At 74.0% G+C, this 25158-nt stretch carries 20 protein-coding genes; 5 read left to right on the top strand and 15 right to left on the bottom strand.

Annotation, left to right across the window (positions count from 1 at the left end):
• Positions 1–66: 66 nt before the first annotated feature.
• Complete coding sequence (locus ACZ5CW_RS11390; protein ID WP_468600073.1) at positions 67–345, bottom strand: hypothetical protein; 279 nt, start codon at positions 343–345, stop codon at positions 67–69.
• A 7-nt stretch (positions 346–352) separates the two neighbouring features.
• Positions 353–1924 (bottom strand): AMP-binding protein, encoded by a 1572-nt coding sequence (locus tag ACZ5CW_RS11385; protein ID WP_468600072.1) that lies wholly within the window; start codon positions 1922–1924, stop codon positions 353–355.
• A gap of 224 nt (positions 1925–2148) precedes the next feature.
• On the opposite strand from ACZ5CW_RS11385, the gene ACZ5CW_RS11380 reads away from it, so the two are divergent.
• Positions 2149–3756 carry a (2,3-dihydroxybenzoyl)adenylate synthase gene (locus ACZ5CW_RS11380; RefSeq protein ID WP_468600071.1) on the top strand — a complete coding sequence of 536 codons (1608 nt, stop codon included), beginning with the start codon at positions 2149–2151 and terminating at the stop codon, positions 3754–3756.
• Complete coding sequence (locus ACZ5CW_RS11375) at positions 3743–4444, top strand: 4'-phosphopantetheinyl transferase family protein (RefSeq protein WP_468600070.1); 702 nt, start codon at positions 3743–3745, stop codon at positions 4442–4444. Before ACZ5CW_RS11380 ends, ACZ5CW_RS11375 begins: the two co-directional genes overlap by 14 nt.
• A 38-nt stretch (positions 4445–4482) precedes the next feature.
• On the opposite strand, the gene ACZ5CW_RS11370 is transcribed toward ACZ5CW_RS11375, so the two are convergent.
• Complete coding sequence (locus tag ACZ5CW_RS11370) at positions 4483–4911, bottom strand: helix-turn-helix domain-containing protein (protein ID WP_468600069.1); 429 nt, start codon at positions 4909–4911, stop codon at positions 4483–4485.
• 572 nt (positions 4912–5483) lie between these two features.
• Positions 5484–6671, bottom strand: a complete 1188-nt coding sequence (locus tag ACZ5CW_RS11365) for a cytochrome P450 (protein ID WP_468600068.1) — start codon at positions 6669–6671, stop codon at positions 5484–5486.
• Between the two features lie 179 nt (positions 6672–6850).
• On the opposite strand from ACZ5CW_RS11365, the gene ACZ5CW_RS11360 reads away from it, so the two are divergent.
• Entirely contained in the window at positions 6851–8071 is a 1221-nt protein-coding gene (locus ACZ5CW_RS11360) for a cytochrome P450 (protein ID WP_468600067.1), read from the top strand.
• Between the two features lie 78 nt (positions 8072–8149).
• Here ACZ5CW_RS11360 and ACZ5CW_RS11355 read toward each other — a convergent pair whose 3' ends face one another.
• Positions 8150–9526 (bottom strand): FAD-binding oxidoreductase, encoded by a 1377-nt coding sequence (locus tag ACZ5CW_RS11355; RefSeq protein ID WP_468600066.1) that lies wholly within the window; start codon positions 9524–9526, stop codon positions 8150–8152.
• 192 nt (positions 9527–9718) lie between these two features.
• Between ACZ5CW_RS11355 and ACZ5CW_RS11350 the strand changes: the two genes are divergently transcribed.
• The gene (locus tag ACZ5CW_RS11350; protein ID WP_468600065.1) at positions 9719–10066 is read left to right on the top strand and encodes a VOC family protein; all 348 of its coding nucleotides are present in this window, start codon (positions 9719–9721) and stop codon (positions 10064–10066) included.
• Positions 10067–10171: 105 nt separating this feature from the next.
• Here ACZ5CW_RS11350 and ACZ5CW_RS11345 read toward each other — a convergent pair whose 3' ends face one another.
• Together ACZ5CW_RS11345 and ACZ5CW_RS11340 are read right to left on the bottom strand one after the other, a co-directional pair.
• Positions 10172–13090, bottom strand: a complete 2919-nt coding sequence (locus tag ACZ5CW_RS11345) for a helix-turn-helix transcriptional regulator (protein WP_468600064.1) — start codon at positions 13088–13090, stop codon at positions 10172–10174.
• Positions 13091–13144: 54 nt separating this feature from the next.
• A complete protein-coding gene (locus ACZ5CW_RS11340; RefSeq protein ID WP_468600063.1) occupies positions 13145–13804 on the bottom strand; it encodes a TetR/AcrR family transcriptional regulator in 660 nt (219 codons plus the stop codon).
• Between the two features lie 64 nt (positions 13805–13868).
• On the opposite strand from ACZ5CW_RS11340, the gene ACZ5CW_RS11335 reads away from it, so the two are divergent.
• A complete protein-coding gene (locus tag ACZ5CW_RS11335) occupies positions 13869–15323 on the top strand; it encodes an MFS transporter (protein ID WP_468600062.1) in 1455 nt (484 codons plus the stop codon).
• A 387-nt stretch (positions 15324–15710) separates the two neighbouring features.
• Here the strand turns inward: ACZ5CW_RS11335 and ACZ5CW_RS11330 are convergent, their stop codons facing one another.
• The 8 genes from ACZ5CW_RS11330 to ACZ5CW_RS11295 all read right to left on the bottom strand — a co-directional run bounded on the left by ACZ5CW_RS11330 (position 15711) and on the right by ACZ5CW_RS11295 (position 24902).
• Entirely contained in the window at positions 15711–16448 is a 738-nt protein-coding gene (locus ACZ5CW_RS11330; RefSeq protein ID WP_468600061.1) for a class I SAM-dependent methyltransferase, read from the bottom strand.
• Positions 16445–18229 carry a flavodoxin family protein gene (locus ACZ5CW_RS11325; protein WP_468600060.1) on the bottom strand — a complete coding sequence of 595 codons (1785 nt, stop codon included), beginning with the start codon at positions 18227–18229 and terminating at the stop codon, positions 16445–16447. The genes ACZ5CW_RS11330 and ACZ5CW_RS11325 overlap by 4 nt, the downstream gene beginning before the upstream one ends.
• Positions 18226–19323 (bottom strand): bifunctional diaminohydroxyphosphoribosylaminopyrimidine deaminase/5-amino-6-(5-phosphoribosylamino)uracil reductase RibD, encoded by a 1098-nt coding sequence (ribD, locus tag ACZ5CW_RS11320; RefSeq protein WP_468600153.1) that lies wholly within the window; start codon positions 19321–19323, stop codon positions 18226–18228. Before ribD ends, ACZ5CW_RS11325 begins: the two co-directional genes overlap by 4 nt.
• An 83-nt stretch (positions 19324–19406) precedes the next feature.
• Positions 19407–20390, bottom strand: coding sequence for a formylglycine-generating enzyme family protein (locus ACZ5CW_RS11315; protein ID WP_468600059.1), 984 nt, complete (start codon positions 20388–20390; stop codon positions 19407–19409).
• Positions 20387–21736 carry an SGNH/GDSL hydrolase family protein gene (locus ACZ5CW_RS11310; RefSeq protein WP_468600058.1) on the bottom strand — a complete coding sequence of 450 codons (1350 nt, stop codon included), beginning with the start codon at positions 21734–21736 and terminating at the stop codon, positions 20387–20389. The genes ACZ5CW_RS11315 and ACZ5CW_RS11310 overlap by 4 nt, the downstream gene beginning before the upstream one ends.
• Complete coding sequence (locus tag ACZ5CW_RS11305) at positions 21733–22434, bottom strand: SAM-dependent methyltransferase (protein WP_468600057.1); 702 nt, start codon at positions 22432–22434, stop codon at positions 21733–21735. The genes ACZ5CW_RS11310 and ACZ5CW_RS11305 overlap by 4 nt, the downstream gene beginning before the upstream one ends.
• Before the next feature lie 117 nt (positions 22435–22551).
• Positions 22552–24237, bottom strand: coding sequence for a WD40 repeat domain-containing protein (locus ACZ5CW_RS11300; protein WP_468600056.1), 1686 nt, complete (start codon positions 24235–24237; stop codon positions 22552–22554).
• Positions 24234–24902: a GTP cyclohydrolase II gene (locus tag ACZ5CW_RS11295; protein ID WP_468600055.1), complete on the bottom strand. Its 669-nt coding sequence runs from the start codon at positions 24900–24902 to the stop codon at positions 24234–24236. The genes ACZ5CW_RS11300 and ACZ5CW_RS11295 overlap by 4 nt, the downstream gene beginning before the upstream one ends.
• Positions 24903–25158: the final 256 nt, after the last annotated feature.

Raw genomic sequence — 25158 nt, 5'->3', positions numbered from 1 at the left:
TAACGATGTGTGCATGTCCCCTCCGGTCTCCTGTCAGAGTTCTTTCGGCGGCCGGCGACCCGCGGGTCAGCCCGACACCAGCTCGTTCTGCTCGCGCAACTGGCCCACCACGTAGGCGATCACGTCCTCGGAGGTGGCGATCTTGCGGCCGGTCTCCTCGTCGATGGGCGGCAGGTCGAAGTCGTCCTCGATCGCGAAGGCGAGTTCCAGCAGGGCCAGGGAGTGGTAGCCGAGGTCGTTGACCAGGTGGGCGGGCCCCTCTTCGGGGAAACCCTCGGCGTCCGGGGCGAGTTGGCGGACGATGCTCAGGATGCTCTCGCGGACCGCGCTCTCGGTGTGGGCCATGTCTCTCCTAGGGCTGAGGATGGTCTGCCGCGTTCTCGACGAGGGTGTGCCAGATCGTGCGGCGCCGCGGCTTGCCGCTCGGGGTGCGCGGCAGGGCACCCCGCGCCACCGTGAGCAGAAGGGTGTCGGCTCCCGGGACCGTGTGGCGCAGCAGCCGGCGTACGGCGTCGCCCACGGCCGGGTCCGGTGTGCCGGTGCCGTCCTCGGCGATCAGGGCGGCGACGGGACCGGTCGCGTCCTCGCCGAGCACCACGACGGCGCGCGGGGGCAGCAGACCGGCACGGCCGAGGGTCTGTTCCACGTCCTCCGCGAACACCCACTGGCCGCGCAGTTTCAGCGCGTCTCCGATCCGGCCGTGCACGAAGAGCTGTCCGTCGGCGAGGAACCCCGCGTCGCCGGTGCGCAGTTCGCCGTCGCTGATGCGGGTGTCACGGAGGTCGTCGCCGAGGTGGCCGAGGGCGAGCTGCGGTCCGCGTACGGCGATCTCGCCGACGGTGCGGTCCGGCAGGTCCCGGCCGTCGTCGTCGACGATGCGCACGGTGGTGCCGGGCAGCGGGCTGCCGCAGCCGACGACCGACTTCTCCTCGGTCCACTGCTGCCCGTGCCGCAGGCCGGTGACGGCGAGCGAGGCCTCGGCCAGCCCGTAGGCGGGCAGCAGTGCCCCGCGGCGCAGGCCGCGCAGGCCGAGCAGCGCGTGGAAGTCGCGCAGGGTGGCCGGCGGGATGCGCTCGGCGCCGACGACCAGGGAGTGCCAGCCGGAGAAGTCCAGGCCGGTCAGGTCCTCGGGGCGGACCTTGCGCAGGATGTGGTCGAGGCCGAAGGCGGGGGTGGCGCTGATGGAGGCGCCGCGCAGACCGAAGCAGCGCAGGTATTCCAGCGGCCGACGTACGAAGGTCTCCGGCCGCATCAGCCACAGCTCGTCCTGGGCGAGGACGGCGCCGAGCAGGCAGCCGACGAGTCCCATGTCGTGGTGGACGGGCAGCCAGCTGGCCCACACGGTGTCCGGTGCGGCCTCCAGCCAGTCACGGATGGCGGCGACGTGACCGGCGAGGGCGGTGGCGTCGAGGGCGACCCCGCGGGCGCGGCCGCCGGAGCCGGACGTGAACTGCACGAGTCCGCGCGCGGCCGGCATCCGGCCGGGGCCAGCGTCCCGCTCGTGCGCCGGGTCGAGCAGCCCGGCGCCGTGCAGCAGGCGCACGTCCGCGGGGAGCGGGTGTCCGGGGGTGCGGTCGGCGATCACGACGCGTGGCCGGGCGGCCGTCAGGAGCGCGGACATCCGGTCGTCGTAGCCCGTCGCCGTGGGCGCTCCCTCGACCGGTGGCGCCAGCGGTGCCGGGGTGGCGCCGGCCAGCAGGGTGCCGAAGAACGCGGCGAGGAAGGCGGGCGAGGAGGGCAGCACGAGGGCGACGAGGTCGTCACGGCGCACTCCCGCGGCGGTGAGCGCGTGGGCCGCCCGGCGGCTGAGCCGGGCCAACTCGTCGTAACTGTACCGGCGCCATCCTCCGTCCTTGCTGCCGAAGTTCACGCCGGTGCGGGTGCTGGGTGCTTCGAGCCAGGTGAGCAACGTGGGTGCGGGCACGGCCGGTTCACCTCCGATCCGCCGTGGACATCGGCGAGCGTAGAGGCGGTCCTGAGCGGGCCGGCGGATGCTGTTGGGTGTCTTTCACCCCGCTCCGTCGTGCGCGCGCCGCGATGGATGCTGGTCTCCCCGCCGTGTGGGCTCTCGCGCCGTGCCCGGCCGCGCCGCACACCGGCCGGGCGGGCAGCCCCGCACCGCACCGCACGTCCAGAGGGAGGCGTTCCATGCTGGAAGGCTTTGTACCGTGGCCCGCCGAGTTCGCCGCGCGCTATCGCGAGGAGGGCTACTGGCAGGGTCGTACTCTGTACGACCTGCTGCGGTCCGCGGAGCGCGAGCACCGGGAGCGCACCGCGGTGGTCGCGGGTGAGCTGCGGCTCACGTTCGGGCAACTTCTCTCCCAGGTCGACGAGTTGGCGGCGGGGCTGTACCGGCTCGGGGTGCGCGCGCGGGACCGGGTGGTCGTCCAGCTGCCCAACCACGCGTCCTTCGTCGGCCTGAGCTTCGCGCTGTTCCGGCTGGGCGCCGTGCCCGTGATGGCGCTGCCCGGGCACCGCCGCAACGAGATCGTCCACCTGTGCCGGCACACGGAGGCCGTCGCCTACGTGGTGCCGGACCGCTTCCAGGGCTTCGACCACCGGGTTCTGGCCCGTGAGGTGCGCGCACAGGTGCCGGGGCTGCGCCATGTCCTGGTGGCGGGCGACGCCGCGGAGTTCACCCCGCTCGACGAGGTGCGTGCGGCCCCGCTGGACCTGCCGGCGGTCGACCCCTCCGAGGTGGCGCTGCTGCTGCTGTCCGGCGGTACGACCGGGCTGCCCAAGCTGATCCCGCGCACCCATGACGACTACGCCTACAACGCGCTGGCGTGTGCCCGGGCCCTGGGCATGGACGAGCGCGGGGCGTACCTCGCCGCCACCCCGGTGGCCCACAACGCCGCGCTCGGCTGTCCCGGCGTGCTGGGCACCCTGCTCGTCGGCGGCAAGGCCGTGCTCGCCCCGAACCCGAGCCCGGACGAAGCCCTCCCGCTCGTGCAGCGGGAGGGTGTCACCCTGACCACGCTGGTCCCGCCGCTGGTGATGATGTGGCTGGCGGATCCCGAGGTGGCCAAGGCCGACCTGTCCGGGCTGCTGCTGCAGGTGGGCAGCTCCAAGTTCCAGCCCGAGGTGGCCCGGCGGGTGACGGCCACCCTGGGGTGCCGGCTCACCCAGTGGTACGGCATCGGGGAGGGACTGCTCACCCATACCCGGCTGGACGATCCCGAGGACGTGGTCCTCACGACGGAGGGACGCCCGCTCTGCCCGGCGGACGAGATCCGGGTGGTGGACGACGCGGGACGGGACGTACCGCCCGGTGAGGTGGGCGAGTTGCTGGCACGCGGCCCGTACACGATCCGCGGGTACTACCGGGCCGCCGAACAGAACGCCCTGGCGTTCACGCCGGACGGGTTCTTCCGCACCGGGGACCTGGTCCGGCTGACTCCCGAAGGGAACCTGGTGGTGTCGGGGCGGGTGAAGGACATCATCCACCGGGGCGGCGACAAGGTGTCCGCGGAGGAGGTGGAGAGCCATCTGCTGACGCATCCGGCCGTGCGGGACGTGGCGGTGGTCGGGCTGCCGGACGAGCGGCTCGGCGAGCGGGTGTGCGCCTTCGTGGTGCCCTCGTCCCCGCCCCTGGACGGTCAGCCGCTGCGGCTGGGACGCCTCAAGGCATATCTCACCGAACGCGGGCTCGCCGCCTACAAGCTTCCGGACCGGCTGGAACTCGTGGACGGCTTCCCGAAGACACCCGTGGGGAAGGTCGACAAGAAGGCGCTGCGGGCCCGTGGTCAGGACTGAGGAACCGCTGCTGCGGGCCGTGCTGCCGCCCTGGGCGTGCGGCGCGGCCCGCGTCGACGACGTGGCGCCCGGTGAGCTGTTCGAGCCGGAGGCGATGGCCTGCGCGGACGCCGGACCGCGCCGCCGGGCCGAGTTCACCGCGGGGCGCTGGTGCGCGCACCGTGCGCTGGCCGCGCTGGGCCGAGTACCGGCGGCGGTGCCGCGTGGTCCGCGCGGCGCCCCCGTCTGGCCCGCGGGTGTGGTCGGCAGCATCACGCACTGCGCCGGCTACCGGGCGGCCGCGGTGTGCCGGTCCCGCCACGCGTGGGGACTGGGGCTGGACGCCGAGCCGGCGCGACCGCTGCCCGCTCGTGTGCGTGCCAGGCTGCTGACGGCGCGGGAGGCCGCACTGGCCGGTGAGACGGAAGGGCGGCTGCCCCGGGTGCCCGTGGACCGTCTGCTGTTCAGCGCGCGGGAGGCGGCCTACAAGGCATGGCCTTCCTCGCGGGAGGCGCCGCCGCCGTTGCGCGCCCTGAGCGTCGAGTCGGTCACCGGGCCCGGACCCGGTTCGGTGTCGGGCGCGTTCGTGGTGCGGCTTCCGGAGGGGTACGCGCTGCCGGGCGGCCCGTACCTCCACGGCAGGTGGCACGTCGCAGCGGGGCTGCTCCTGACCTGCGTGGTGATCGCGCGGCGGACGGCCGAGCGGTGAGTGTCGCGTGGGTCCCGGCCCGGACCGGGACCGGCCGGTCACGACAGGTCGGGTTGCGCCTCCAGGACGTAACCCCGGCCCCACACCGTGCGGATGGAGAGTCCGAGCGGCTGGATCCGGTCCCTGATCCGCATCATGTGCAGATCCAGGGCGTTGCGCGTTCGGGATCCGCTGACCTGGCCGAGGCGGAACCGCAGCGCCTCGCGGGGCACCACCTCGCGGTGACGCGCCACGAGCAGTTCGAGCAGCTCCGCCTGGGTGGGTGAGACGGTGACGGAGCGGGAACAGAAATGGAGGACACCGCTCTCGTCCAGGTAGGGTAAGCGATTCATCTGGTACCTGCGGCTGAGGGCGTCCACCCGGGCCTGCAGATCATGGGCCGGGATCGGCGCCCGCACCCAGTCCTCGCACACGTCCTCACAGACGGGGGCCGCCGCGCCCGCTTCGACGACCAGTATCCTGGGCAAGCCCTTGGACCGACATCGATCACGCAATTCACGCTGTGCCGGCCATCGCAGGAGCCGGACTTCTTCACGTGCCAACTACGCGCTCCCTCCACGCGCTTGCTGATGCACCACACACCGGCCCCCGTGGTTCTCGCCGCCGGAAATCCGAGCAGCGTTCAACGGGCACCCACGGCACGCCAGGTGGGCATGCACAACCGTACTGCCGATTCCGGCGGATGAAACGATTCCACCCAACCCTCGTCCCCACTGGATTAGGCAGGCACCTGCATCGGCACGCCCAGGCGCCACCGGAGAGGTGGTTTAGTTTCGAATGAAAATGCCCGGCCCCGCGACGCGGGAGCGCGGGCGGCCACGTGCCGGCCAGGACTTCGTCAAACCGTGGCATGACCACGCGTACACGGCCATCACTCCCCCGTGGACAACCGAATGATGATCAAGTCCTGCCGGGAATTCGGCGTGGGGCCGCACGACGGCTGGTCCGGCCCGTTCGGTCTCCCTGGAATTCCCACAGCCAATGTACGGTCCGCGGCCATTGCGGACGGTCAAATCTGTCAGTTGTGTTTCGGCCAGGTTCAGCGCAGCGCCACGGGCACACTGCGATAGGAGCGGAAGGTGACGCTCTGCCTGCGGACGACGTCACCGGCCGCTTTGAGCGCCGGCGCGTGCCGCAGCAGCCAGCCGATCGCCGCCTGCCCCTCGATCCTGGCCAGGTTGGCGCCGAGACAGTGGTGGGCACCGCCGCCGAAGCTGAGGTGGGGATTGGGCGTACGGGCGACATCGAGACGGCCGGGGTCGGCGAACCGGCGCTCGTCGTGGTTGGCCGAACCCAGCAGCAGCACCAGGACCCGCCCGGGCCGCACGGTGCGGCCGCCGACCTCCACCGGCTCGCGCACCATGCGCGCGGTCGCCTGGATCGGCGCGTCGAAGCGGAGGAACTCCTCCACCGCGCTCGGCAGCAGACCCGGGTCACTGCGCAGCCGGGCGGTCTGCCCGGGGTGGTCGAGCAGCGCCGCCACGCTGGTGGCGATGAGATTGGTGGTGGTCTCGAACCCGGCGAAGAACAGGAAGACCGTGTTGTCGACGATCTCCTCGGCGGTCAGCCGGGCGCCGGGTTCCTCGGCGTCCTCGGCGACGATCATCCGGGAGAGCAGGTCCTCCCCGAGCGACGCGCGCCGTTCGCGCAGCAGTTCGCCGATGTACTCGCGCAGCCAGGCCACCGCCCCGTGGGCCGCGGCCCGGTCCTCTTCGGGGACGTACAGGGCGAAGGCCTTGGCGAGGTCGATGGCGTGCGGTCGCACCAGGTCGCGGTCGACGGCCGGGATGCCGACCAGTTCGCACACGACGGTGACCGGGAGCGGGAAGGCCAGCTCGGTGACCGCGTCGAAGGAGCCGCGGTCCAGAGCGGGCCGCAGCAGCAGGTCCACCTGCCGCTCGATGTAGTCGTGCATCCGCTGCAGCAGACGCGGGCTGAAGGCCTGGACCATCAGCCGGCGCAGCCGTGTGTGGTCCGGCGCGTCCCGGTCGAGGAGGATCCGCTGGAAGAAGCTCTGGGCAGGACCGTCACCCGTGCTGAATTGGTGGTACTCCGGGGGATATTCGTGACTGAGGCGGCGATCCCGCAGCAGCGGCGCGACATCGTCGTACCGGCTCACCACCCACTGGCCGGGGCCGCCTCTGCTCAGACCTCCGGAGGCACGCAGCTCCGCGTAGATCGGATAGGGGTCCTTGAGTACCGCGGGGTCCCTGGAATCGAATTTCAAGGGCAGATCGGAAGACATTCCACTCCCCCAGATCGAGAAATTCCTCCGGCTCGCGCACCCTACCACCGGCCGGGCGCGGACACGGCGCCCGGAACAGGACTTCTGCAATGCGCGCAATTCCCTGTCCAACCCCTTTCAGAAACCGCCGTGAATACGACGGGACCAGGCATCCTCTGCCTGTGACCGAGGCAATGGACACACAACTCCCCAGGTTCGTCCTGGGCGATCCAGAATTCCTGCGAGATCCCTATCCGGTCTACCGGGAACTACGTGCGCAGGGGCCGCTGTGCCGGGGCGGGCCGGCCCAGTGGGTCGTCACCCGCCACGCGGAGGTCTCCGCCCTGCTGCGCGACCGCCGGCTCGGGAGGGAGTTTCCCGAGGAGTTCCAGAACCTGTCGGTGGGCCCGGGGCCCGCGGTGGACTTCCTGCGGCGCATCGTCATCGACCGGGATCCCGAGGAACACACCCGGCTGCGCCGGCTGCTGACCCGGGCACTGAGTCCGCCGGTGGTGCGCTCGCTGGCGGACCCGATCGCGGCCATGACCGACGACCTGCTGGAACGGGCCGTGACACACGGGACCTTCGACGCGGTCCGGGATCTCGCCCAGCCCCTGCCGGTGCTGGTGATGAGCACCCTGCTCGGCATCCCCCAGGAGGACCGCGAGGCGGTGATGGAGCGTTCGATCGATGTCTCCAAGGCCTTCGCCGTGTTCATCCCGGAGGCCGAGCGCGCCGCCGCGCACGCCGCGGTCGTGTGGCTGCGGGACTACTTCCGCGAGCTGATGCGCCGGCGCCGGGCCGAGCCGGGCGACGACCTGCTCACCGCCATCGCCACGGCACGGGAGGGCGACTGGCGGCTCACCGAGGACGAGGCCGTCGACAACACGCTGTTCCTGTACTACGCGGGCTTCGAGACGACGACGAACCTGATCGCGACCGGCTGCGCCGCTCTGGCCGGCCACCCGGGCGAGCAGGCCAGGCTGCGCTCCGACCGCTCGCTGCTGCCGACCGCGCTGGAGGAGTTCCTGCGCTGGGACGCGCCCATCCACACCACGACCCGGCTCACCCTGGAACCGGTCGAGGTGGGCGGGCGCACCCTGCGCCGGGGCCGGGTCGTGGTCCTGCTCCTGGCGTCGGCCAACCACGACGAGCGGCGGTTCACCGACCCCGGCCGGCTCGACGTGGGCCGGCACCCCAATCCGCACCTCAGCTTCGGCGGCGGGGCCCACCACTGCCTCGGGGCGATGCTGGCGCGGGTGGAGGGCACCGCGGTCTTCGGACGGCTCCTCGACCGGTTCGCGCGACTCGAGCCCGCGGGGCCCGCGGACTGGCAGCCCAGCGGGGGCGGCTTCCGATTTCCCTATTGCGCCTATCGAAGCGTCCCGATCCGGGTTCGCTGAAAACGCGGGACGGCCGGCGAGCCCCTTCGGCAGGGGTCTCGCCGGCCGTTTCGTGCGCGCCGCCGGCCGTGCCGGGCGTCAGTCGGCCGGGAGGATGTTGTGATTCGCCCGGAACACGTTCTCCGGGTCGTACTTCGCCTTGAGCGTCCGCAGGCGCGGATAGTTCACTCCGTAGGCGTCGGCCACGCGCTGCGGACCGTCGTCGCCGAGGTGATTCACGTACACCCCGCCGGTCGTGTACGGCAGGACGCGTTCGTATACGTTCTGCGTCCATTCGATGTTCTGCTGGTCCTCGCTCTCGTCCTCCCACTGGCTGAGCACGCTGACGAGATATCCCTCGCGGTGCGGGAAGGCCGTGGTCTCCGCGGGCAGTTGGGCCATCACGCCGCCCATGAGGCCGCCGCCGACCAGCGACAGGGGTGAGGGGTTGCTCGCGTAGCCGTCGCCCAGGACCTCCACGGCCTCGGGGTGCAGCTCGTCCATGTGGAAGGAGCGCGCGTACAGCCTGCGGCCGGCCACGGTGTTGTCGTCCAGCATCTGCTGCACGGCGAGGTAGGGCATCCGGCCGACGTGGTTGAGGAGCGGCTTCTGACCCAGCCCGGCCAGCGGCGCCACGGCCTCCTCCGCCCCGGCCGAGGTGTCGGCGTGCACGTATCCGAGACCGACCGCCGGTTCTCCGTCCACCGTGAGGAAGGCGAAGGAGGTGGTCAGCGCGTCGGGCGCGGTCTCGTTGAACTCCCCCAGCCTCCTGGCCACGGCACCGGTCTCGGCGACGGGGAAGGCCAGCAGCCCGGCCAGGCAGTCGCCCTGCGGATGGAGTTTGTACTCGAAGGCGGTGGCCACGCCGAAGTTGCCGCCGCCCCCGCGGATCGCCCAGAACAGGTCGGCGTCGTCCTGCGGGCTCGCCCTGCGCACCTCGCCACTGGCGAGCACGATGTCGGCGGACAGCAGGTTGTCCACGAGCAGCCCCCGGTAGCGGCCCAGCCAGCCGAGACCGCCGCCGAGGGTCATCCCGCCGATGCCGATGTACGACTCCTGCGAGCCGGTCACCGCCAGCCCGAAGTGCATCGTCTCCGCGTCGAACTCGCCCTGCAGCAGGCCGGGCTGGGCCTGCACGGTGCGCCGCTCGGGGTCGACCCGGATCCCCTTGAGCGCGGAGGTGTCGATGACCAGTCCGCCCTCGCAGCTGCCGGTGCCGGCGAAGCAGTGGCCGCCGCCCGTCACCGCGAGCAGCAGGTCGTGCTCCTTGGCGAACCGCACGGCGGTGATCACGTCGGCGGCGCCCCGGACCCGTACGATCGCGCCCGGACGGCGTTCGAAGTAGGCGTTCCAGATGGCCTTGGCGGCCGGGTACTCCTGGTCCTCCTCGGTGATGACGGGGCCGCGCAGCTGTTCGCGCAGCTCGGTGACGGTGCGCTCCGGCACGCTTGCGCCCTGGGACGTGGTCAACCGCATCGCGTCTCCCGCACGGGTGGGTGTCTTGGCCTTGCCGGCCATTCAATTCCCGTCCGCGGTGTTCCGGCCGGGAGGGGACAGACCCCCGAAAGATCCGCGCCGGGCCGCTCGGTCCTCCGGGCGGTCCGGCACCGCAACGGCTAGGCTGGCCCGGTCCTCAGACGCGTCCGAACCGACCACCGGAGCCGCGAGATGCAGGTGCGCCGTGTCGTCCCCAACGTCCAGTCAGAAGCCCTCGGCGAGAGCGCGGAGTTCTACGGCGTCCTGGGCTTCGAGGAAGTCATGAACCACGGCTGGATCATGACCCTCGCATCCACCGAGAACCCGGCCGTACAGGTCAGCCTGATGACCGACGACAAGACGGCACCGGTCGCACCGGACATGAGCATCGAGGTCGAGGACGTGGACGCGGTGTACAGCGCCATGCGGGAGCGCGGCGCGGAGATCGTCCATCCGCTGACCGACGAGGAGTGGGGGGTGCGGCGGTTCTTCGTGCGGGACCCCAACGGCCAGGTGGTCAACGTCCTCAGCCACAACTGACGCCGCTTCGGCCGCACCTGTGTGCGGTCGACGCGCTGTCCGCCACGGCCCTGTCACACGGGCCGTGACCGGACAGCGCGTCGATCGGGTACCGACCTGCTCAGGTCACGAGGCCGGGCGGAGCGTCATCGAGCGGCCGGCACGGTCCGGCGGGCTCATCGCGGCGTCGACGCGCCGCAGGGCGCGGCGGCCCGGGTCGGGACGCCGGCCGGCGACCGCGGCGGGCAGGTCGGCGCGGCCCGAGACGGAGAGCTTGCGGTAGACGCGGCTGAGATGGAGTTCGACGGTGCGCCGGGTGACGTAGAGACGGTCGGCGATCTCCTTGTTCGTCAGTCCTTCGGCGGCCAGCAGGGCGGTGCGGTGCTCGGCCGGGGTGAGGGCGTCGAGGCCGGTCTCGGCGCCGCGCCGGGGGCGGGCGCCCACCGAGGCGAGGTCGGCGCGCAGCGCGTCGACGAGCGTGCCGGCACCGCACTTCTCGGCCAGGACGAGAGCCGCGCGCAGTTGTTCGCGGGCCTCGCGGACCTTGCGCAACCGCCGTAGTTCGTGGCCCACGGAGCGCAGCACGCGGGCCTGCTCCAGCCACGCCCCGGAGTCCTGGAGCAGGTTGGCCGCCTCGTCCAGCAGGGGGGCGCGCTGCCCGCCCCGGCTGACGAGGGCGAGCGTGTGCAGCGCGGTGGCGACGGCCTGCGGAGCGCCCCAGGCACGGGCCAGGTCCAGTTCCTCGCGGGCCAGCCGCTCGGCGGTGGCGGTGTCGCCCGTGTGGGCGTACAGGGCGGCGGCGGCCGTGCGCCACGGATAGCGGTCGTGGCGGTGCGGGCCGCGCAGCAGCTGCCGCCCGCACTCCTCCAGGTCGGCGAGCCCGGCCTGGGTACGGCCGAGCGCCGCCTGCAGCCGGCCCCGGTGGAACAGCAGGTCGGGCAGGACCGCCTCGGGCAGGCCGGTCAGCGCCAGGTCGTCCAGGAGCAGCCGGCGTGCCCCGTCCAGATCGCCGGTCTCCAGCAGGATGCCGCCGAGCCAGCAGCGGGCCAGGGCGCTGCCCAGCCAGGTCCCGGCGGGCCCGTCCGCGAGGGCCGCCCGGGCCGCCCGGGCCGCCTCGCGCAGTCGCCCGGCCCGGTAGCCGCACACGGCCAGGACCATCTCGGCGAGGGCCGCCATGGTGCGGGCGCCCTCCGCGCGGGCCGCGGCGGCCAGCGCGCGGCAGGCTTCCAGCGCCTCGTCGTGCTCCCCCGCGTCGCACAGCAGTTCCACGAGCAGCAGCCGCAGCGGGGTGGTGGGCACGTCGGCCGGGCCGACGGGTTCGCTCAGCCCGGCGCGGGCGTGGCGGACGACCTCCTCGCGCCGTCCGTCCTGTGCCCGGGCGGCGAGCGCCGCCAGCGTCGCCTGGGCGCAGCGCACCCAGGAGGTGCGGACGGTGGTGGCCGCGGCCGGGACGGGCAGCGGCGCGCGGTGGCCGCCGGAGAGCAGGGTGAGGACGCCGAGGACGGCGAAGGCGCCGACGGCCGGTTCCTGGGCGGGGTCGAGGGGCCCGAGGTGCGCGAGCGCGCCCCGCACGGTGCGCTGGGCGCCCTCCAGGTCGCCGTCGAGGACGGTGGCCTGGGCGAGGTTGACGAGGGTGGCGAGGGCGGCGGTGTCGCCGCCGTGGCGCGGCCGGCCCAGGGCACGCAGCCGGCCGGCGGCGGTGGCGGGCGCGTCGGCGGCGAGTTCGACGCAGCTGAGCCTGCGCAGCAGTTCGGGCCGGTCGCCGGGGTCGCTTTCCTGGGCGCACCGCTCCAGCAGGGTGCGGGCCTCCTCCAGGTCGTGCCGGGACAGGGCGGCGCAGGCGGCGTCGAACAGCAGCCGGTAGGCCCAGCGCGTGCCGATGCGCGGGGCGTGCCGCAGGTGGTGGACCACCTCGTGCGCGGGGGTGCCGCAGGCGTGCAGGGCGTGGGCCGCCGCCGTGTGCAGCCGGGCGTGTTCGCTGGGCCGCAGCGCGGCGAGGAAGGAGACCGGCATCATCGGCTGGGCGAAGGCGACGCCCCCGCCGGTCTCCTGGAGCACGCCGCAGCGGACGAGGGCGTGGAGCATGTCGGCGGCCTCGGTACGGGGGACGCCGACGAGGTCGGCGACCAGGGCGGCGGTGCCCGCCCGGCCGATGACGGCGACGGAGTCCAGGGCCCGGCCGACGCCGGGGAAGCGTTCCTCGAAACGGGCGACGACGGTCTCCGCGACCTCCACCGAGCCGAGGGCCTCGATCTGTTCGCAGGTCGGTTCGGTGGCGGTGCCGCCGCGTCTGAGTTCGCGCAACAGGGCGTGCACCAGCAGCGGGTTGCCGCCGGTGACCCGGTGGCAGGCGTGCACCAGGGCGTCGGCGACGGGGCGGCCGAAGAAGGAGGCCAGCAGGTAGCCGACGGCGGCCGGGTCCAGGCCGGTCAGCACCGTGCGCTGGTGGAAGTCGGAGACGACGCGGGCGAGGGCGGCGGTGCCGTCCGCCCCCGTGCCGTCACCTCCGCGCCCGGGGCCCACCCGCCCGGGGCCGTCGCCGGGCGCCGTGGCATCGCGGGGCCGGGACAGGCCGGGGGCGATCGTGGCCAGCAGTGCCACCGGCAGCCCCTCCAGGCGGGCCGTCAGGTGCTCCAGCCAGCGCAGCGAGTGCCGGTCGGCCCAGTGCAGGTCGTCCACCGCGATCAGCAGCGGCGTGCGGGGGGTGAGCGCGCCGATGAGCCGGTCGAGCCGGCCGGCGGCGGCCTCGGGGGTGTCGGGTTCCTCGTCGGACGGCCCGGAGCACCCGGCCGTGGACGCCAGGACGGCCGCGGGGCGCGGGTGCAGCTGGCGCAGCACGTCGCGGGTCAGAGCGGTGCCGGACGGCCGGGCGCGGATGGAGATCGTCTCGAATCCGCCCGCGCGGGCGGATCTGACGGCGGCGCGCATCAGGTACGACTTGCCGGACCCGATGCCCCCTTCCAGCAGGAGGCTGGCCCCCGCGCCGGACGCCGCGGAGGCCAGGACCCTTTGTAAATCGGACACTTCACAGTCACGGCTGAGCACACGAATCCCTTCTTCGTCCCGTTGGGGTCTCACCGGCCGGCGGAGGGTCCGGATTCAGACGCTGTCCACCGCTCCGTGCTGGCTGCGCCACTGCGGTGTGGCCACGCCGGCGAGGACGACCTCCACCACGTCCTCGGCGAGGGTGGGCGTGAGCGGCAGGTGGCCGAAGAGCACCCGGTAGTAGGCGGTCGCGCCGAGCATGTCCAGCAACAGGTCGATGTCGGCGTCGGGGCGGATGTCACCGCGCCGGATGCCCCGGCGCAGCGCGGCCGCCGTGGCGGCGCGGCGCGGGTGGAACAGCTCGTTCAGGAACTCCGACTCCAGTTCCGGGTCGTCGGCGAGGTCCGCGATCAGCGCGGGCAGGGCACGTCGCCCGACGGTCGTGGTGAACGCGTGGCTCAGGGTGCGGATCCCCGCGATGAGGTCGCAGTGGGTGCAGCCGGTGTCGGGGGTCGGCGAGGCGCCCATCGTCTGCACGAGCGCGCTGACCACGAGGTGCTGCCGGGAGCGCCAGCGGCGGCGCAGGGTCGGCTTGGTGGTGCCGGCCCGGGCGGCGACCGCCTCCAGCGTCAGCCGGCCGTAGCCGACCTCGTTGAGGATCTCCATCACCGCGTGCCGTACCGCGGCGTCGATGCGTTCGTCGCGCGGTCGTCCGCGCGAGCGCTGTGCGGCCGACGGGGCGGTGCCCGCGGCGCCCTGTGGCGTGCTCACCATGCCTCCAGTATATTTATGATTCCGTTCCGCATCGGAAAGTAATTCTCTCACACGAGGTGACGTCATGTCTCAGCACGTCGGCGAGTTACCGGAAGACCTGGGAGGGCCTGCGGCCGCCGCCGAATCCGCGCAGCCGATGCGGTCGGAGAGCGTCTTCTCCGGCCCCTACCGGGCGCTCAGCCTCGGCGTGATCCTGTCGGTGAGCATGGTCGCGTTCGAGTCCCTGGGCGTGGCCACGGTGCTGCCCGACATCGCGCGGAGCCTGGACGGCCTGGGCGCCTACGGATGGGGCCTGTCCGCGCTGATGCTCGCCAACATCATCGGCACCGTGCTCGCGGGCCGGGCCGCCGACCGGCGGGGCCCGTGGGCTCCGGTGGCGGCGGGGACGGCCGTCTTCGCGGTGGGCTGCGCGGTGGCCGGAGCGGCCGGCTCCTGGCCGCTGTTCCTGGTGGGCCGCTTCCTCCAGGGCCTGGGCGTGGGCGCCGTGATGGCCATGGCCTACACGGTGATCGGGCTGGCCTACCCCGAACACCTGCGCGCGCGGATGTTCGCCCTGCTCTCCTCGGCCTGGACGATCCCGTCGCTGGTCGGCCCGGTCGTCGCGGGCACGCTGGCGGACAGCACCACCTGGCGTGCGGTCTTCCTGCTGATGCTGCCGATCGTGGCGATCGCGGCGCTGCTCACCCTGCCCGGTCTGCGCCGCCTGGAGCGCCCGCGCGACGAGCGGCGGGCGAGCCCGGCCGAGCCGTGGTGGAAGGGTCCGCTGGCCAACGCCGTGCTGCTGACGGCGGGAACCGGCGTGCTGCTCCAGGCGCTGCTGCTGGAGAACATGGTCCTGCTGGGCGTGCTCGCGGTGGTGGGCATCGCCGTCGCCCTGCCGGCGCTGCGCCGGGTCACCCCGGAGGGGACCCTGACGGCGCGCGCGGGGCTGGGGGCCGGTGTGGTGATCCGCGGCCTGCTGTGCGGGGTGTACTTCGGCAGTGAGGCGTACCTGCCGCTGGGCTTGCAGGAGTTGCGGGGGCAGAGTGCCTGGGCGGCCGGTCTCGGCCTGTCGGCGGGTGCCATCGCCTGGGTGGTGGGCTCGGCCTGGCAGGCCAAGCGGGACGCCGAGGCGGACGGGCGGACCGGCAGCGTGGTCCTCGGCTTCGCCGTCCTGCTGCTGGGCGTGGGCGTGATCGCCCTGTCGATCCTGACCGAATCGGTCCCCGCGTGGCTCGCGGTGGTGGGCTGGGCCATCGGCGGCATCGGCATGGGTGTGGCGTTCAACGCCGCCACCACCGACACGCTGGAGCAGACACCGGCGGACCGGCAGGGCGAGATGAGCGGGGCGCTCCAGCTCGCGCAGACCCTCGCCACCGGTGTGATCGCCGGTCTCGGTGGCGCGGCCCTGGCCATCGCCGAGCACTACGACGCCACGACGCGCACGGCACTGGGCGGGCTGTTCGCCCTGACGGCGCTGCTCGCCCTGATCGGCGTCCTGATCTCCCGGCGTCTGCGGCCCGCCGCCACGGCCGGGTGACGGCTTCCCGGCCGGGCCCCCGGGTCCGGCCGGGAACGGCCGGTGCCGGCTGCTGGGAACGGCCGGCACCGTGCCGGGGGGTGCTCCGCCGCTGGGGCTGCGGCGCGAGCACCGACCGATGAGGCGTCCGGCACGGACGCGGCTCACCGTGCCGGACGCCGAACGGCCCGCCGTACGTGCCGAAGACGGGCGGGCGGCCGGTCCGTGCGCCCCTTCCCCACAGGCTGCCGTCGGGACGGCCCCGGCGGACGGTGCGCGCGTCTCATCCCCCGTCCGCGTGACACCGGACCGCGCCGGACCCGCCCGGCGGCACAAGGAAGTCCTCGTCCGGCCGTCAGCACGGCCGGACGAGGACTTCCGTCTTTCCCGCTTCCCCGGTGCGCCCGGTCAGGCCCGGCAGTGGAGCATGGTCAGCGGCGGGTTGGCGAGGAAGTCCGCCCAGTAGTCGGCGCCCAGTTCGCGCAGGCCGTCCTCCGGCACGTGCAGCGGCACCCACGTCACGTCGTGGAAGCCCGCCCGGCTCAGGCTCTGCTCGTACACCTCGCGACGCGGATACGACGTGACGAACTCGACCGGCGGGTCGAGCAGGGCGGTGATGCGCGCCCGGCGGCCGACCGGCCCCTCACCCACGGGCTCGTACGTGAAGCCGTACTTGGCCATGGACGGGCCGTCGAAGCGGTAGGCGGGCGCCTGGGTCAGCACACAGAACCGGGCGCCGGGCTCGAGGCCGCCGTGCACCGCCCGGCACATCCGCTCCATCGCGGCGGCGTCCTCGGCGTAGTTGAGCAGGTACACGGCGCTCGCCACGTCGAACGCCCGCTCGGGGACGGGTAGGTCGGCGACGTCGGCGACGGTGTAGCGCACGCCGAGCGGGGCACGCTCCTCGATCGCGCGGGCGGCGGCGACCATCTCGGTGGAGATGTCGACGCCGAGCACGTCGGCGGCGCCCCGGCGCTTGATCTGCCGGGTGTAGAAGCCGGTGCCGCAGGCCAGGTCGAGCACCGAACTGCCGCGTACGTCGCCGAGCAGCGCCAGGAAACTGGCGGACTCCGCGTAGCGGGCCATCGGCAGCGACTTGAAGCCCTCGTAGGTCTCACCGATCTCGTCGTACTGCTGCACGCTCATGCGGTGCTCCTTCCGGTGGTCCGTGGTACGAGCCGCACGGGCTCGGGGCCGGTGCGCGCGGTGTCCTCGCGTGCCGCGCGGCACGGGCGCGGGGCGCGGCGGAGCAGGTCTCCCGCGAGGGCGGTGCGCCGGCCCTGGTGGGCCGCGGCGGCGATGGTCCGCGGGGTGGGCAGCTCGCCCGCGGAGCGGGGGTGCGAGGTCCCGTAGGGGTTGCCGCCCGCCGCCTCGACGGCCGGGTCGGTGTAGCCGGGCGGCACCAGCACCGCGCCGGCGTGCAGCAGGACGTGGCCCAGGTCGAGGACGGCCGTCTCCGCTCCCGCGTGCGGCGCGGGGGTGGTGGCGAAGCCGCTCGCCGGTTTGCCCCACAGCGGGCTCCGGGCGCCCTCGGCGGGCTCCAGCGCCTGGAGGAAGTCCAGCAGCGGCGCGGCCAGTGCGCCGAGGCGGACGGGCGCGCCGAACAGCACCGCGTCGGCCCAGGCGACGTCCTCGGGCGCGGCGAGCGCGGCCCGGGGCCCCAGCCACTCGGCGGGCCGCGCCCCGCCGCCACCGGGCACCCGCCGCAACCGCACCCGCGCCCCCACGGCCCGCGCCGCCGCGGCGGCCTCCTGCGCGAGGATCCGGGTGCCGGCGTCCTCACCGTGATACACGACCGCCAGCCGGACGGGCCGGAGGACGACGTCGAGCCCCGCCGCCACCGCGCCCGGGCCACGCGCTCGACCATCCGAAACGGTCGCCCGCGGCCCGACGGGGGCCGGAGCGACCGGGCCGGGAGCCGGCCGGGCTGACGCATCCGGGGCGGAAGCGGCCGGGCCCGACACAGCGGGGGCAGACACAACCCGGGCCGAGGCAGCCGGGGCAGGCTCAGCCGAGGCGGGAGCAGCCGAGGCGGAAGCAGCCGAGGCGGGAGCAGCCGGGCCCGACACAGCCGGTACGGGCTCAGCCGTGGCAGGAGCAGCCGAGGCAGAAGCGGCCGAGCCCGACACAGGCGGGGCAGACACAACCCGGGCCGACGCAGCCGAGGCAAGCGCAGCCGGGGCAGGCTCAGCCGAGGCGGACGCAGCTGAGGCCGAAGCCGAAGCGGCCGAGGCCGAAGCCGCCGAGGCCGAAGCCGCCGAGGCGGAAGCGGCCGGAGAGAACGCAGCCGGGGCAGCCGGGGCGGACGCAGCCGGGGCGCAGGGTGTTGTTCGTTGTACGGGGACCGTGGGCCGGGGTGGCTCTGGGGGTGTGGTGCGGGCGCGGGTCGTGAGGGTGGCCAGGCGGTGGCCCAGGGCGTGGGCGGCCGCGCGCTCGTGCGGGGCCGGGTCGCCGCGGCGGTTGTCGGCGGCCAGGCCGTACGGGTTGCCGCCCGCCGCGCGGGTGACCGGGTCGGCCGGGTCCGCCCCGGCCACCCAGCAGCCCCAGTGGTACAGCGTGTGGTGCAGGGCGGTCAGCGTCGCCTCCCGGCCGCCGTGGCGCTGGGTGGAGACGGTGATGCCGGTCGCCACCCGGTCGGCGAGCAGGCCCTGCCGCCACAGCGGCGCGGTCGACTCCAGGAACCGTTTGAAGGGCGAGGACACGTTGCCGTAGTAGGTGGGGCAGGCCAGCACCAGCCCGTCCGCCCACACCACGTCCTCCGGTTCGGCCACCCGCTCCGGCCAGCCCCGGCCGGCCGGCTCGTCGTCGAGGACGCGCAGCAGCCGCACCTCGGCGCCGGTCTCCCGCGCCCCCTCGGCGGCCAGCGCCGCCAGGGCGCGCACGGTGCCGCGCCGGCTGTGGTACACCACCGTGATCCGGTGGCTCATCCCGCGCCTCCCGTGCCGCCCGGCGCCTCGCCGCCCGGCAGGTCCCGGGTGCGCAGCAGCAGCCGTACGTCGTCGCCGAGGCGGGTCACCTCCCCCAGTCGCAGCCGCAGGCCCGCCATGAGGGTGGGGGCGCCGAAGTCACCGAGGACGGGGCGGGCGGTCGCGCCCAGCACCAGCGGCGCCACATACGCCACGACCCGGTCCAGCAGGCCCTGGGCGACGAAGGACGCGGCGAGGCGGGCGCCGCCCTCCAGCAGGACCGAGCGCACGCCCCGGGCCCACAGTTCGTCGAGCAGGACGGCGATGTCGAGCGCACCCTCGGCGACCGGCACCCGCAGCACCTCGTGCCGGTCGCGCAGCGCCGGCTTGGGCGTGTGCGGACCGGTGACCACGAGGGTGGGCCCCGCATCGTCCAGCACGCGCGCGTGCGGCGCGACGGTGCCGTCGCGGTCCAGGACGACGCGGAGCGGGGGCGCGCCGGCCACGCCGTGCCGCAGGCCCAGGTGCGGGTCGTCCGCGCGCAGCGTGCCGGAGCCGACCAGCACCGCGTCGTGCGCGGCGCGCAGGACGTGCGCGTCCTGCCGGGACTCTGGGCCGGTGATCCACCGGGAGGTGCCGTCCGCTGCCGCCGCCCGGCCGTCCAGGGTGCCGCCGAACTTCCACGTCACGCACGGTCTTCCCCGGCGGACGGCGGTGAGCCACAGTTCGTTGCCGCGCTCCGCCTCGGCGCGCAGCACCCCGCCGGCGACCTCGGCCCCGGCGTCCCGCAGCCGCCGCGCGCCGCCCGCCGCGGCCGGATTCGGATCCGGTACCGCGTACACCACCCGGGCGATCCCGGCCCGCAGCAGTGCCTCGGCGCACGGCCCGGTGCGGCCCTGGTGCGCACAGGGTTCCAGGGTGACCACGGCGGTTGCGCCGCGCGCCCGGTCCCCGGCCACGGCCAGCGCCTCGACCTCGGCGTGCGGCTGCCCGGCGCCGCGGTGGAAGCCCTCCCCCACCGGTGTGCCGTCCGCGCCGAGGATCACGCAGCCGACGACGGGGTTGGGGCTGGTCCGGCCCAGCGCGGTCGCGGCCAGCTCGACGGCCCGGCGCATCGCGGTCTCCTCGGCCGGGGAGGCGGGAGGCGACGCCGGCTCGTCCTCCCCGGCACCGCCCTGGGGGCCCGTCGGCCGCGCGGTCACGGTGTCTCCGCGAGCCGGAAGCCCATGGCGTAGATGGCGCGGTCGTACCAGCCGTGGCGGCGCCGGGTGCGGGCCAGGTCGCCGAAGCGGGTGAAGCTGCCGCCCCGCGCGATGCGGTAGGTCCCCCGGGTGACGGCCAGGTCGTCGGCGACGGCGCTCCCGCCCGGGTAGGGCCGGTAGTCGTCGGCGGTGTACTCCTCCACGTTGCCCGCCATGTCGTGCACGCCGAACGGGGACCGTCCGGCCGGGTGCACGCCGATCGGGGTGGTGGCCAGCGGCCCGTCCTCCACGGTGTTGGCGCGGTCCGGCTCGAACGTCCCGCCCCAGGGGAACTCCCGCCCCTCGGGCCCGGCGGCGGCGTACTCCCACTCCGCCTCGGTCGGCAGCCGGAAGGCGCGGCCGGTCCGGCCGGCGAGCCAGACGGCGTAGGCGTCGGCGGCCTCGGGCGGCACGGTCCACACCGGGTGGTTGCCGAGCCCGTCGGGGTAGCGGCCGAACCGCCAGGAGGACGGCAGCACGGTGCTGCCGGTGTCCTCGAGGAAGCGCCGGTACTCGGCGTTGGTGACGGGATGGAGCGCGATCCGGAACGCCGGGAGGTCCGCCTCGTACACGGGGCACTCCTTGGCGATCCAGTCCTCGATCACCCCGGCGTGCCGCCAGCGCGCGGTGACCCTGCCGACCTGGTCCGGGTCGAGGCCGAGCCGGACGCGGGCGGCGGGGACGCCGGCCATGGGCGGGTCGTCGGGGCGGATGCGGGGGTCGCCGACCAGGCCGAGCACGGTGCCCGCCGCGTACCGGCGCGCGCGGGACTGCCCGGGGTCCTCGGCGACCGCGACGAGGGTGTCGGCGGGCGCGCCGAGCAGATCGCGGTGGTCCTGCAGCGCCCAGGGCTCGGTGCGTGCCACGAAGGAGCCGGGCAGCCCCATCGCGGCCCGGTCGGAGAGGGTGTTGGGGTTGGCCATCACCGGGGTGCCGGTCACGGATTCCTCCCGTCGGTGCTCGAAGCGGGGATCGCCGGTTCGCCGGCGGTGAGCAGGTCGGTGGGGACGGCTTCGGCCACCGCCCGGTAGCCGGCGTCGTTGAGGTGGATGTGGTCGCCGGAGTCGTAGGCGGCCCGCACCCGCTGCGGTTCGGCGGGGTCGCGCACGACCGCGTCGAAGTCGGCCACGGCGTCGAAGTCCGGGGAGGTGCGCAGCGCGGCGTTGAGGGCGACCCGCTTCCGCTCGGCCTCGGCCGTCCACAGCGGCGAGTCCCTGAACGGGGTGAGGGTGCCCACGATGACGGGGATGCCGCGCGCGTGCAGCCGTGCGGCGAGGGTGCGCAGCCCGGCCAGGACCTCCCCGGCGTTCGCATAGGGGGCGAGCTGGAGGTCGTTGATGCCTTCGTAGAGGACGGCGGCGCGCACCCCGGACTGGTTCAGCACGTCCCGGTCGAGCCGGCCGAGCGCGCTGGTGCCGCGCTGCGGACGCTCGGTCTCGGTGCCGTCGCGCAGCACGCGGTTGCCGCCGATGCCCTTGTTGAGCACACCGAGCCCCCTGGTGGCGGGGTCGGCGCCGAGACGGCGGGCGAAGGCGTCGGTCCAGCGCCCGTTGCCGTCGAGGGTGGAGCCGGAGCCGTCGGTCTGCGAGTCGCCGAGCGCGACGACGGTGCCGCGTGTGGCCGGGCCGCGCACGTCGACTCCGGTCAGGAAGAACCAGGAGGTCTGGGTGGAGGTGAAGGCGGTCGCGCCCTGGTCGCCGGTGTGGTCACCGGGTTCGGAGACGTAGGCGGTCTGCTGGGCCAGCCAGTGCCAGGTGGCGGGGCCGGTCGGCCGGGGCAGGTGCATGCTGACCAGCAGGTCGGCGCCGGCGGGCACGTCGTAGGGCAGCGGGTCGCTGACGGTCTCCGCCCCGGCGGGCACGGTGGTGCCGGGGGCGCCGCCGAAGGTGACCGGGCGCAGGCTGCCGGGGACGGCCGTCGCCGAGCCGGCGGACTCGGCGAGCCCCACCGTGACCCGGCCGAGCGCCAGGTCCCGGGTGCCGTGGGCGTGGGACAGCCGCAGCCGCAGCTCACCGCCGCCGACGGAGGTGTGCACGATCATGCGTACGGTGCGGTCGTCGATGCCGGTCTGCGAGATGCCGTCCGGTGCGGCGGGCGCCGGCGCGGTGCCCCAGGTTCCGGACCAGGTGCCCCCGGCGGGTCCCGCGGCGGGAAGGCGGGCGGGGCGGGCGTCGGGAGCACCGGCGGGGCGGGCGGCGGCCGGCGGGGCGGTGCCCAGCAGGCCGGCCATGGCCACCGCGACCAGTGCGCCGAAGAGCGTTCTGCCGCGTCTGCGGGACGCCCTCATCGGTCACCGCCGGCCGTGACGGCGCGGTAGGTGCCCACCAGGTAGTGCAGCCCGGCCGTCCCGCGCCGTACGAGCCGTACGTCGACGGGGGTGAAGCCGTGCGCGGTGACCAGCCCGGTCAGCTCCTCCTCGGTGAACTCCCGGTACAGGCGCCGCGCCCCGTTGGCGAAGAGGCGGCCGGGCCCGTCCGCCGAGCGGAACACGGACACCGTGAGCAGGCCGCCGGTGCGGAGCAGTTCCCGGATCCGGCCGAGGTAGCGGTCGTAGCCGTCGGGGTGCTGGTGGTGCAGGCAGCCGTTGTCGAGGACGGCGTCGTGGACGGCCGTGCCGTCCAGGTCGGTCAGCGAGCACACCGCGAACCGGGCCCGCCCGTCGCTGCGGGCGGTGAGCGCGGCCCACTCGGGGGACTCGACGAGGTCGATGCCGGTGACCCGGCAGCCGGCGTCGGACAGGACGGCGGCGTCCCGGCCGTGTCCGGTGCCGATGTCGAGGACGTGCGCGCCGGGGCGGTCACCGAGGGCACGCAGCAGCAGGCGGGGGGCCTCGCGCATGGCGTCCTCGGCGGTCCACACGTCGCGCCCGTTGACGTAGTGGTCCTGGAAGTCGGAGCGCAGCACGTCCGCGTACGCCGACTCGTCGAGCGAGGGGGCGGAAGCGGGAGTGACGGAGTAGCGGTCGGCTATCTGGTGGTCGGACATGGGTGATGACGTCCTGTCGTGTGAGGGCACGGGGGCGGCGGGCCGGGGGCCGGCACGGGAAGGTGCCGGAGAGGACACGCTGCTCCGGCACCGTTCGAGTGGCGCTCCCGCTGTCGTTCAGCCGGCGACCGTGTAGACCTGCCCGTCGTAGGAACCGGCGACGAAGAGCTTGCGGGCCGCGTCGTAGGCGAGGGAGGAGATGCCGGCGGTGGTGGGCCGGTCGGTCACGGACCAGCGGCCGTCGGCCCGGTCGTGGATCGCGACCCGGCCGTCGTAGCTGCCGGTGGCGATCAGGCGGCCGTCGGTGTCGGCGGCGACGCACTTGATGGAGTGGGTGTGCGGCGTGTCCAGGACCCGCACCGTGCGGTCCGGGTTCCAGATGCGCAGCTTCAGATCCCGGCTGATGCTGGCGAACCAGCCGTCGCCGAGGCCCGCGCAGCCGTTGGCGATCTTGTCGTGGGCGTCCTCGACGGTGGCGGTCCGCTCCAGCGTCGAGATGCGGTACCAGGTGGCGGAGGCGTCGGCGGCGACGGAGAACAGCAGGTCGCCGGAGACCGCGACGCTCTTGACGGCGTTGACGTTCAGCGGCAGGTCCGCGACGTGCTCGACGGTGTCGCCGGCCAGCCTCAGCAGCAGCCCCTCGCCGGTGTAGGCGCCGATCACCGCGTACTGCTCGCCGTCGCGTTCGAAGGCGACGCCGCAGTTCAGTGGCGAGCGGTGCTGGTACAGCTCGCGGCCGGTGAGCGCGTCGAAGACCTTGCCGAGCTGGCCGCCGGAGAGCACCAGGCCGCCCAGGGGGGTGAGGAAGTTGCACAGGCTGCCGGTCTCGGCCACCTGCTCGCCGTCGCGCCGCACCACGCCCGCGTCGCCGACGGTGAGCGTCGAGCCGCCGCGCTCCGGCAGCACCGCGTTGACGCCGCCGGTGGGCGGCACGACGGCGGTGTCCCAGGTGCGCGCCTGGTAGTCGTAGCCGCGGTAGGTGGCGCCGAAGGTGGCGAAGACCAGGCGGGTGCCGCCGGCGAAGGCGCAGGAGCGGGGCCAGACGTCGTCGGGCAGGGCCGTGGTGTCGCGGGCCTCGGGGGCACCGGAGGAGACGTCCCACAGCCGCATCCTGCGGTCGTAGGAGAGGCTGACCAGCAGGTGGCGGGAGTCGTCGAGGACGAGGCGCTTGATGCCCGCGTCGTGCGCGGGGACCGTGCTGCGCTCGCCGGGGCCGACGACGATGATCTGGCCCTCGTCGTTGCCGGCGAAGATGGTGCCGGAGGAGGAGATGGCGACGGTGTCGGTCTCCACGCCGTCCATGTCCAGGTCGGCGACCATACCGCCGGTCCGGAGCGACCAGCGCTTGATGGTGCCGTCGTCGCTGGAGGAGATCAGCTCGTCGGCGTCGCGGGCCCATTCGACGGAGATGACGTCGGCGGTGTGCCCCTCGAAGCGGTGCAGCAGCCGGCCGGTGAAGTCGTAGACCCGTACCCGGTGGTCGCGGGAGGCGGTGGCGACGAGTTCCTTGCCGGGGTGGAAGACGGACATCTCCACGTCGTCCTCCTGGTCCCCGAAGACCGCCACCAGCCGCAGGTCGGGCACGGTCCATAAGCGGGCGGTGTAGTCGCTGGAGGAGGTCAGCAGGTGCTTGCCGTCCGGCGCGAACTGGCACTGGTTGGCGAGGTGGTCGTGGAACGAGCGGGCCACCGCCCGCCCGGTGCGCTGGTCCCAGCAGATGACCTGGTTGTCGTAGCCGGCCGTGGCGACGTACTCGTCCCGCCAGGCGGCGATGCCGCTGATGGGTCCACGATGCTGGATCATATGGACTCTCCCAGAAGCTCGATGGTGTGTCCGCCCTGCTCGGCCTTGACCCGCAGATAGTCGTGGTTGCGTTCGGTCCGGTGGATGCCTGTGGGCATGACCTCCTCCACGGCGATGCCGTAGCCCTCCAGCTGCGAGACCTTGTCGGGGTTGTTGGTCCGCAGGTGGATGCGCGCCACGTCCAGGGCGCGCAGCATCTGCGCGGCGACGCGGTAGTCGCGCATGTCGTCCGAGAAGTTCAGCTCCCGGTTCGCGGCGAACGTGTCCAGGCCCTGGTCGTCCTGGACGCGGTAGGCGTCCAGCTTGTTGTAGAGCCCGATGCCGCGTCCTTCCTGACGGAGGTACAGCAGGATGCCCCCGGACTCGGCGAACAGATCCACCACTTCGGCGAGCTGCGGTCCGCAGTCGCAGCGGGCGGAGCCGAACACGTCTCCGGTGAGGCATTCCGAATGCACGCGCACCAGGGGTACGGGCCGTGCGGACGGGAAGACGACGGCGATGTGTTCGCGTCCGTCGGCGAGCCCGGTGAAGCTGATCATCTCGGCGGTGCGCCAGGAGCCGTCGCTCAGGTTCACCGGTACCTCGACCCGGGTGCGGATCGTGGCCTCGGTGGTGAGCGGACCGGTCCTCGGTTGCGGCATCTTGCCGCTGGACGTGCTCAACATGGATCGTCCCTCCGCTGGTAACGGCCCGATTACGTAATCACACCGTCACCACTGCGCACAGTACGGACAGACCGAGACGCTCTCCGAAACGTTTTGTACTCAACACCGAAATGAGAACGGTCAGCGTGAACGCGCGGGAAGCCCTCGGGAAGCGCTCGGCAACCGCCGGGTCACCGTCCGCCGCCATCGACCGAACCGCCGTTCGGGTGAACACCGGCGCAGCCCTGCCAGGCGCGAAAAGCCAGAAATACAAGCC

The sequence above is a fragment of the Streptomyces sp. NPDC031379 genome (genome assembly GCF_055569615.1).
Note: the sequence above shows the minus strand (reverse complement) of the source record. Positions and strands in the feature narration are given on the sequence as shown.

Coding starts and splice junctions, on each gene's coding strand:
- ACZ5CW_RS11390 (WP_468600073.1), bottom strand. CDS start 345: ATGGCCCACACCGAGAGCGCGGTCCGCGAGAGCATCCTGAGCATCGTC.
- ACZ5CW_RS11380 (WP_468600071.1), top strand. CDS start 2,149: ATGCTGGAAGGCTTTGTACCGTGGCCCGCCGAGTTCGCCGCGCGCTAT.
- ACZ5CW_RS11355 (WP_468600066.1), bottom strand. CDS start 9,526: ATGCGGTTGACCACGTCCCAGGGCGCAAGCGTGCCGGAGCGCACCGTC.
- ACZ5CW_RS11350 (WP_468600065.1), top strand. CDS start 9,719: ATGCAGGTGCGCCGTGTCGTCCCCAACGTCCAGTCAGAAGCCCTCGGC.
- ACZ5CW_RS11340 (WP_468600063.1), bottom strand. CDS start 13,804: ATGGTGAGCACGCCACAGGGCGCCGCGGGCACCGCCCCGTCGGCCGCA.
- ACZ5CW_RS11335 (WP_468600062.1), top strand. CDS start 13,869: ATGTCTCAGCACGTCGGCGAGTTACCGGAAGACCTGGGAGGGCCTGCG.
- ACZ5CW_RS11330 (WP_468600061.1), bottom strand. CDS start 16,448: ATGAGCGTGCAGCAGTACGACGAGATCGGTGAGACCTACGAGGGCTTC.
- ACZ5CW_RS11325 (WP_468600060.1), bottom strand. CDS start 18,229: ATGAGCCACCGGATCACGGTGGTGTACCACAGCCGGCGCGGCACCGTG.
- ribD (WP_468600153.1), bottom strand. CDS start 19,323: ATGCGCCGGGCCGTCGAGCTGGCCGCGACCGCGCTGGGCCGGACCAGC.
- ACZ5CW_RS11310 (WP_468600058.1), bottom strand. CDS start 21,736: ATGAGGGCGTCCCGCAGACGCGGCAGAACGCTCTTCGGCGCACTGGTC.
- ACZ5CW_RS11305 (WP_468600057.1), bottom strand. CDS start 22,434: ATGTCCGACCACCAGATAGCCGACCGCTACTCCGTCACTCCCGCTTCC.
- ACZ5CW_RS11300 (WP_468600056.1), bottom strand. CDS start 24,237: ATGATCCAGCATCGTGGACCCATCAGCGGCATCGCCGCCTGGCGGGAC.
- ACZ5CW_RS11295 (WP_468600055.1), bottom strand. CDS start 24,902: ATGTTGAGCACGTCCAGCGGCAAGATGCCGCAACCGAGGACCGGTCCG.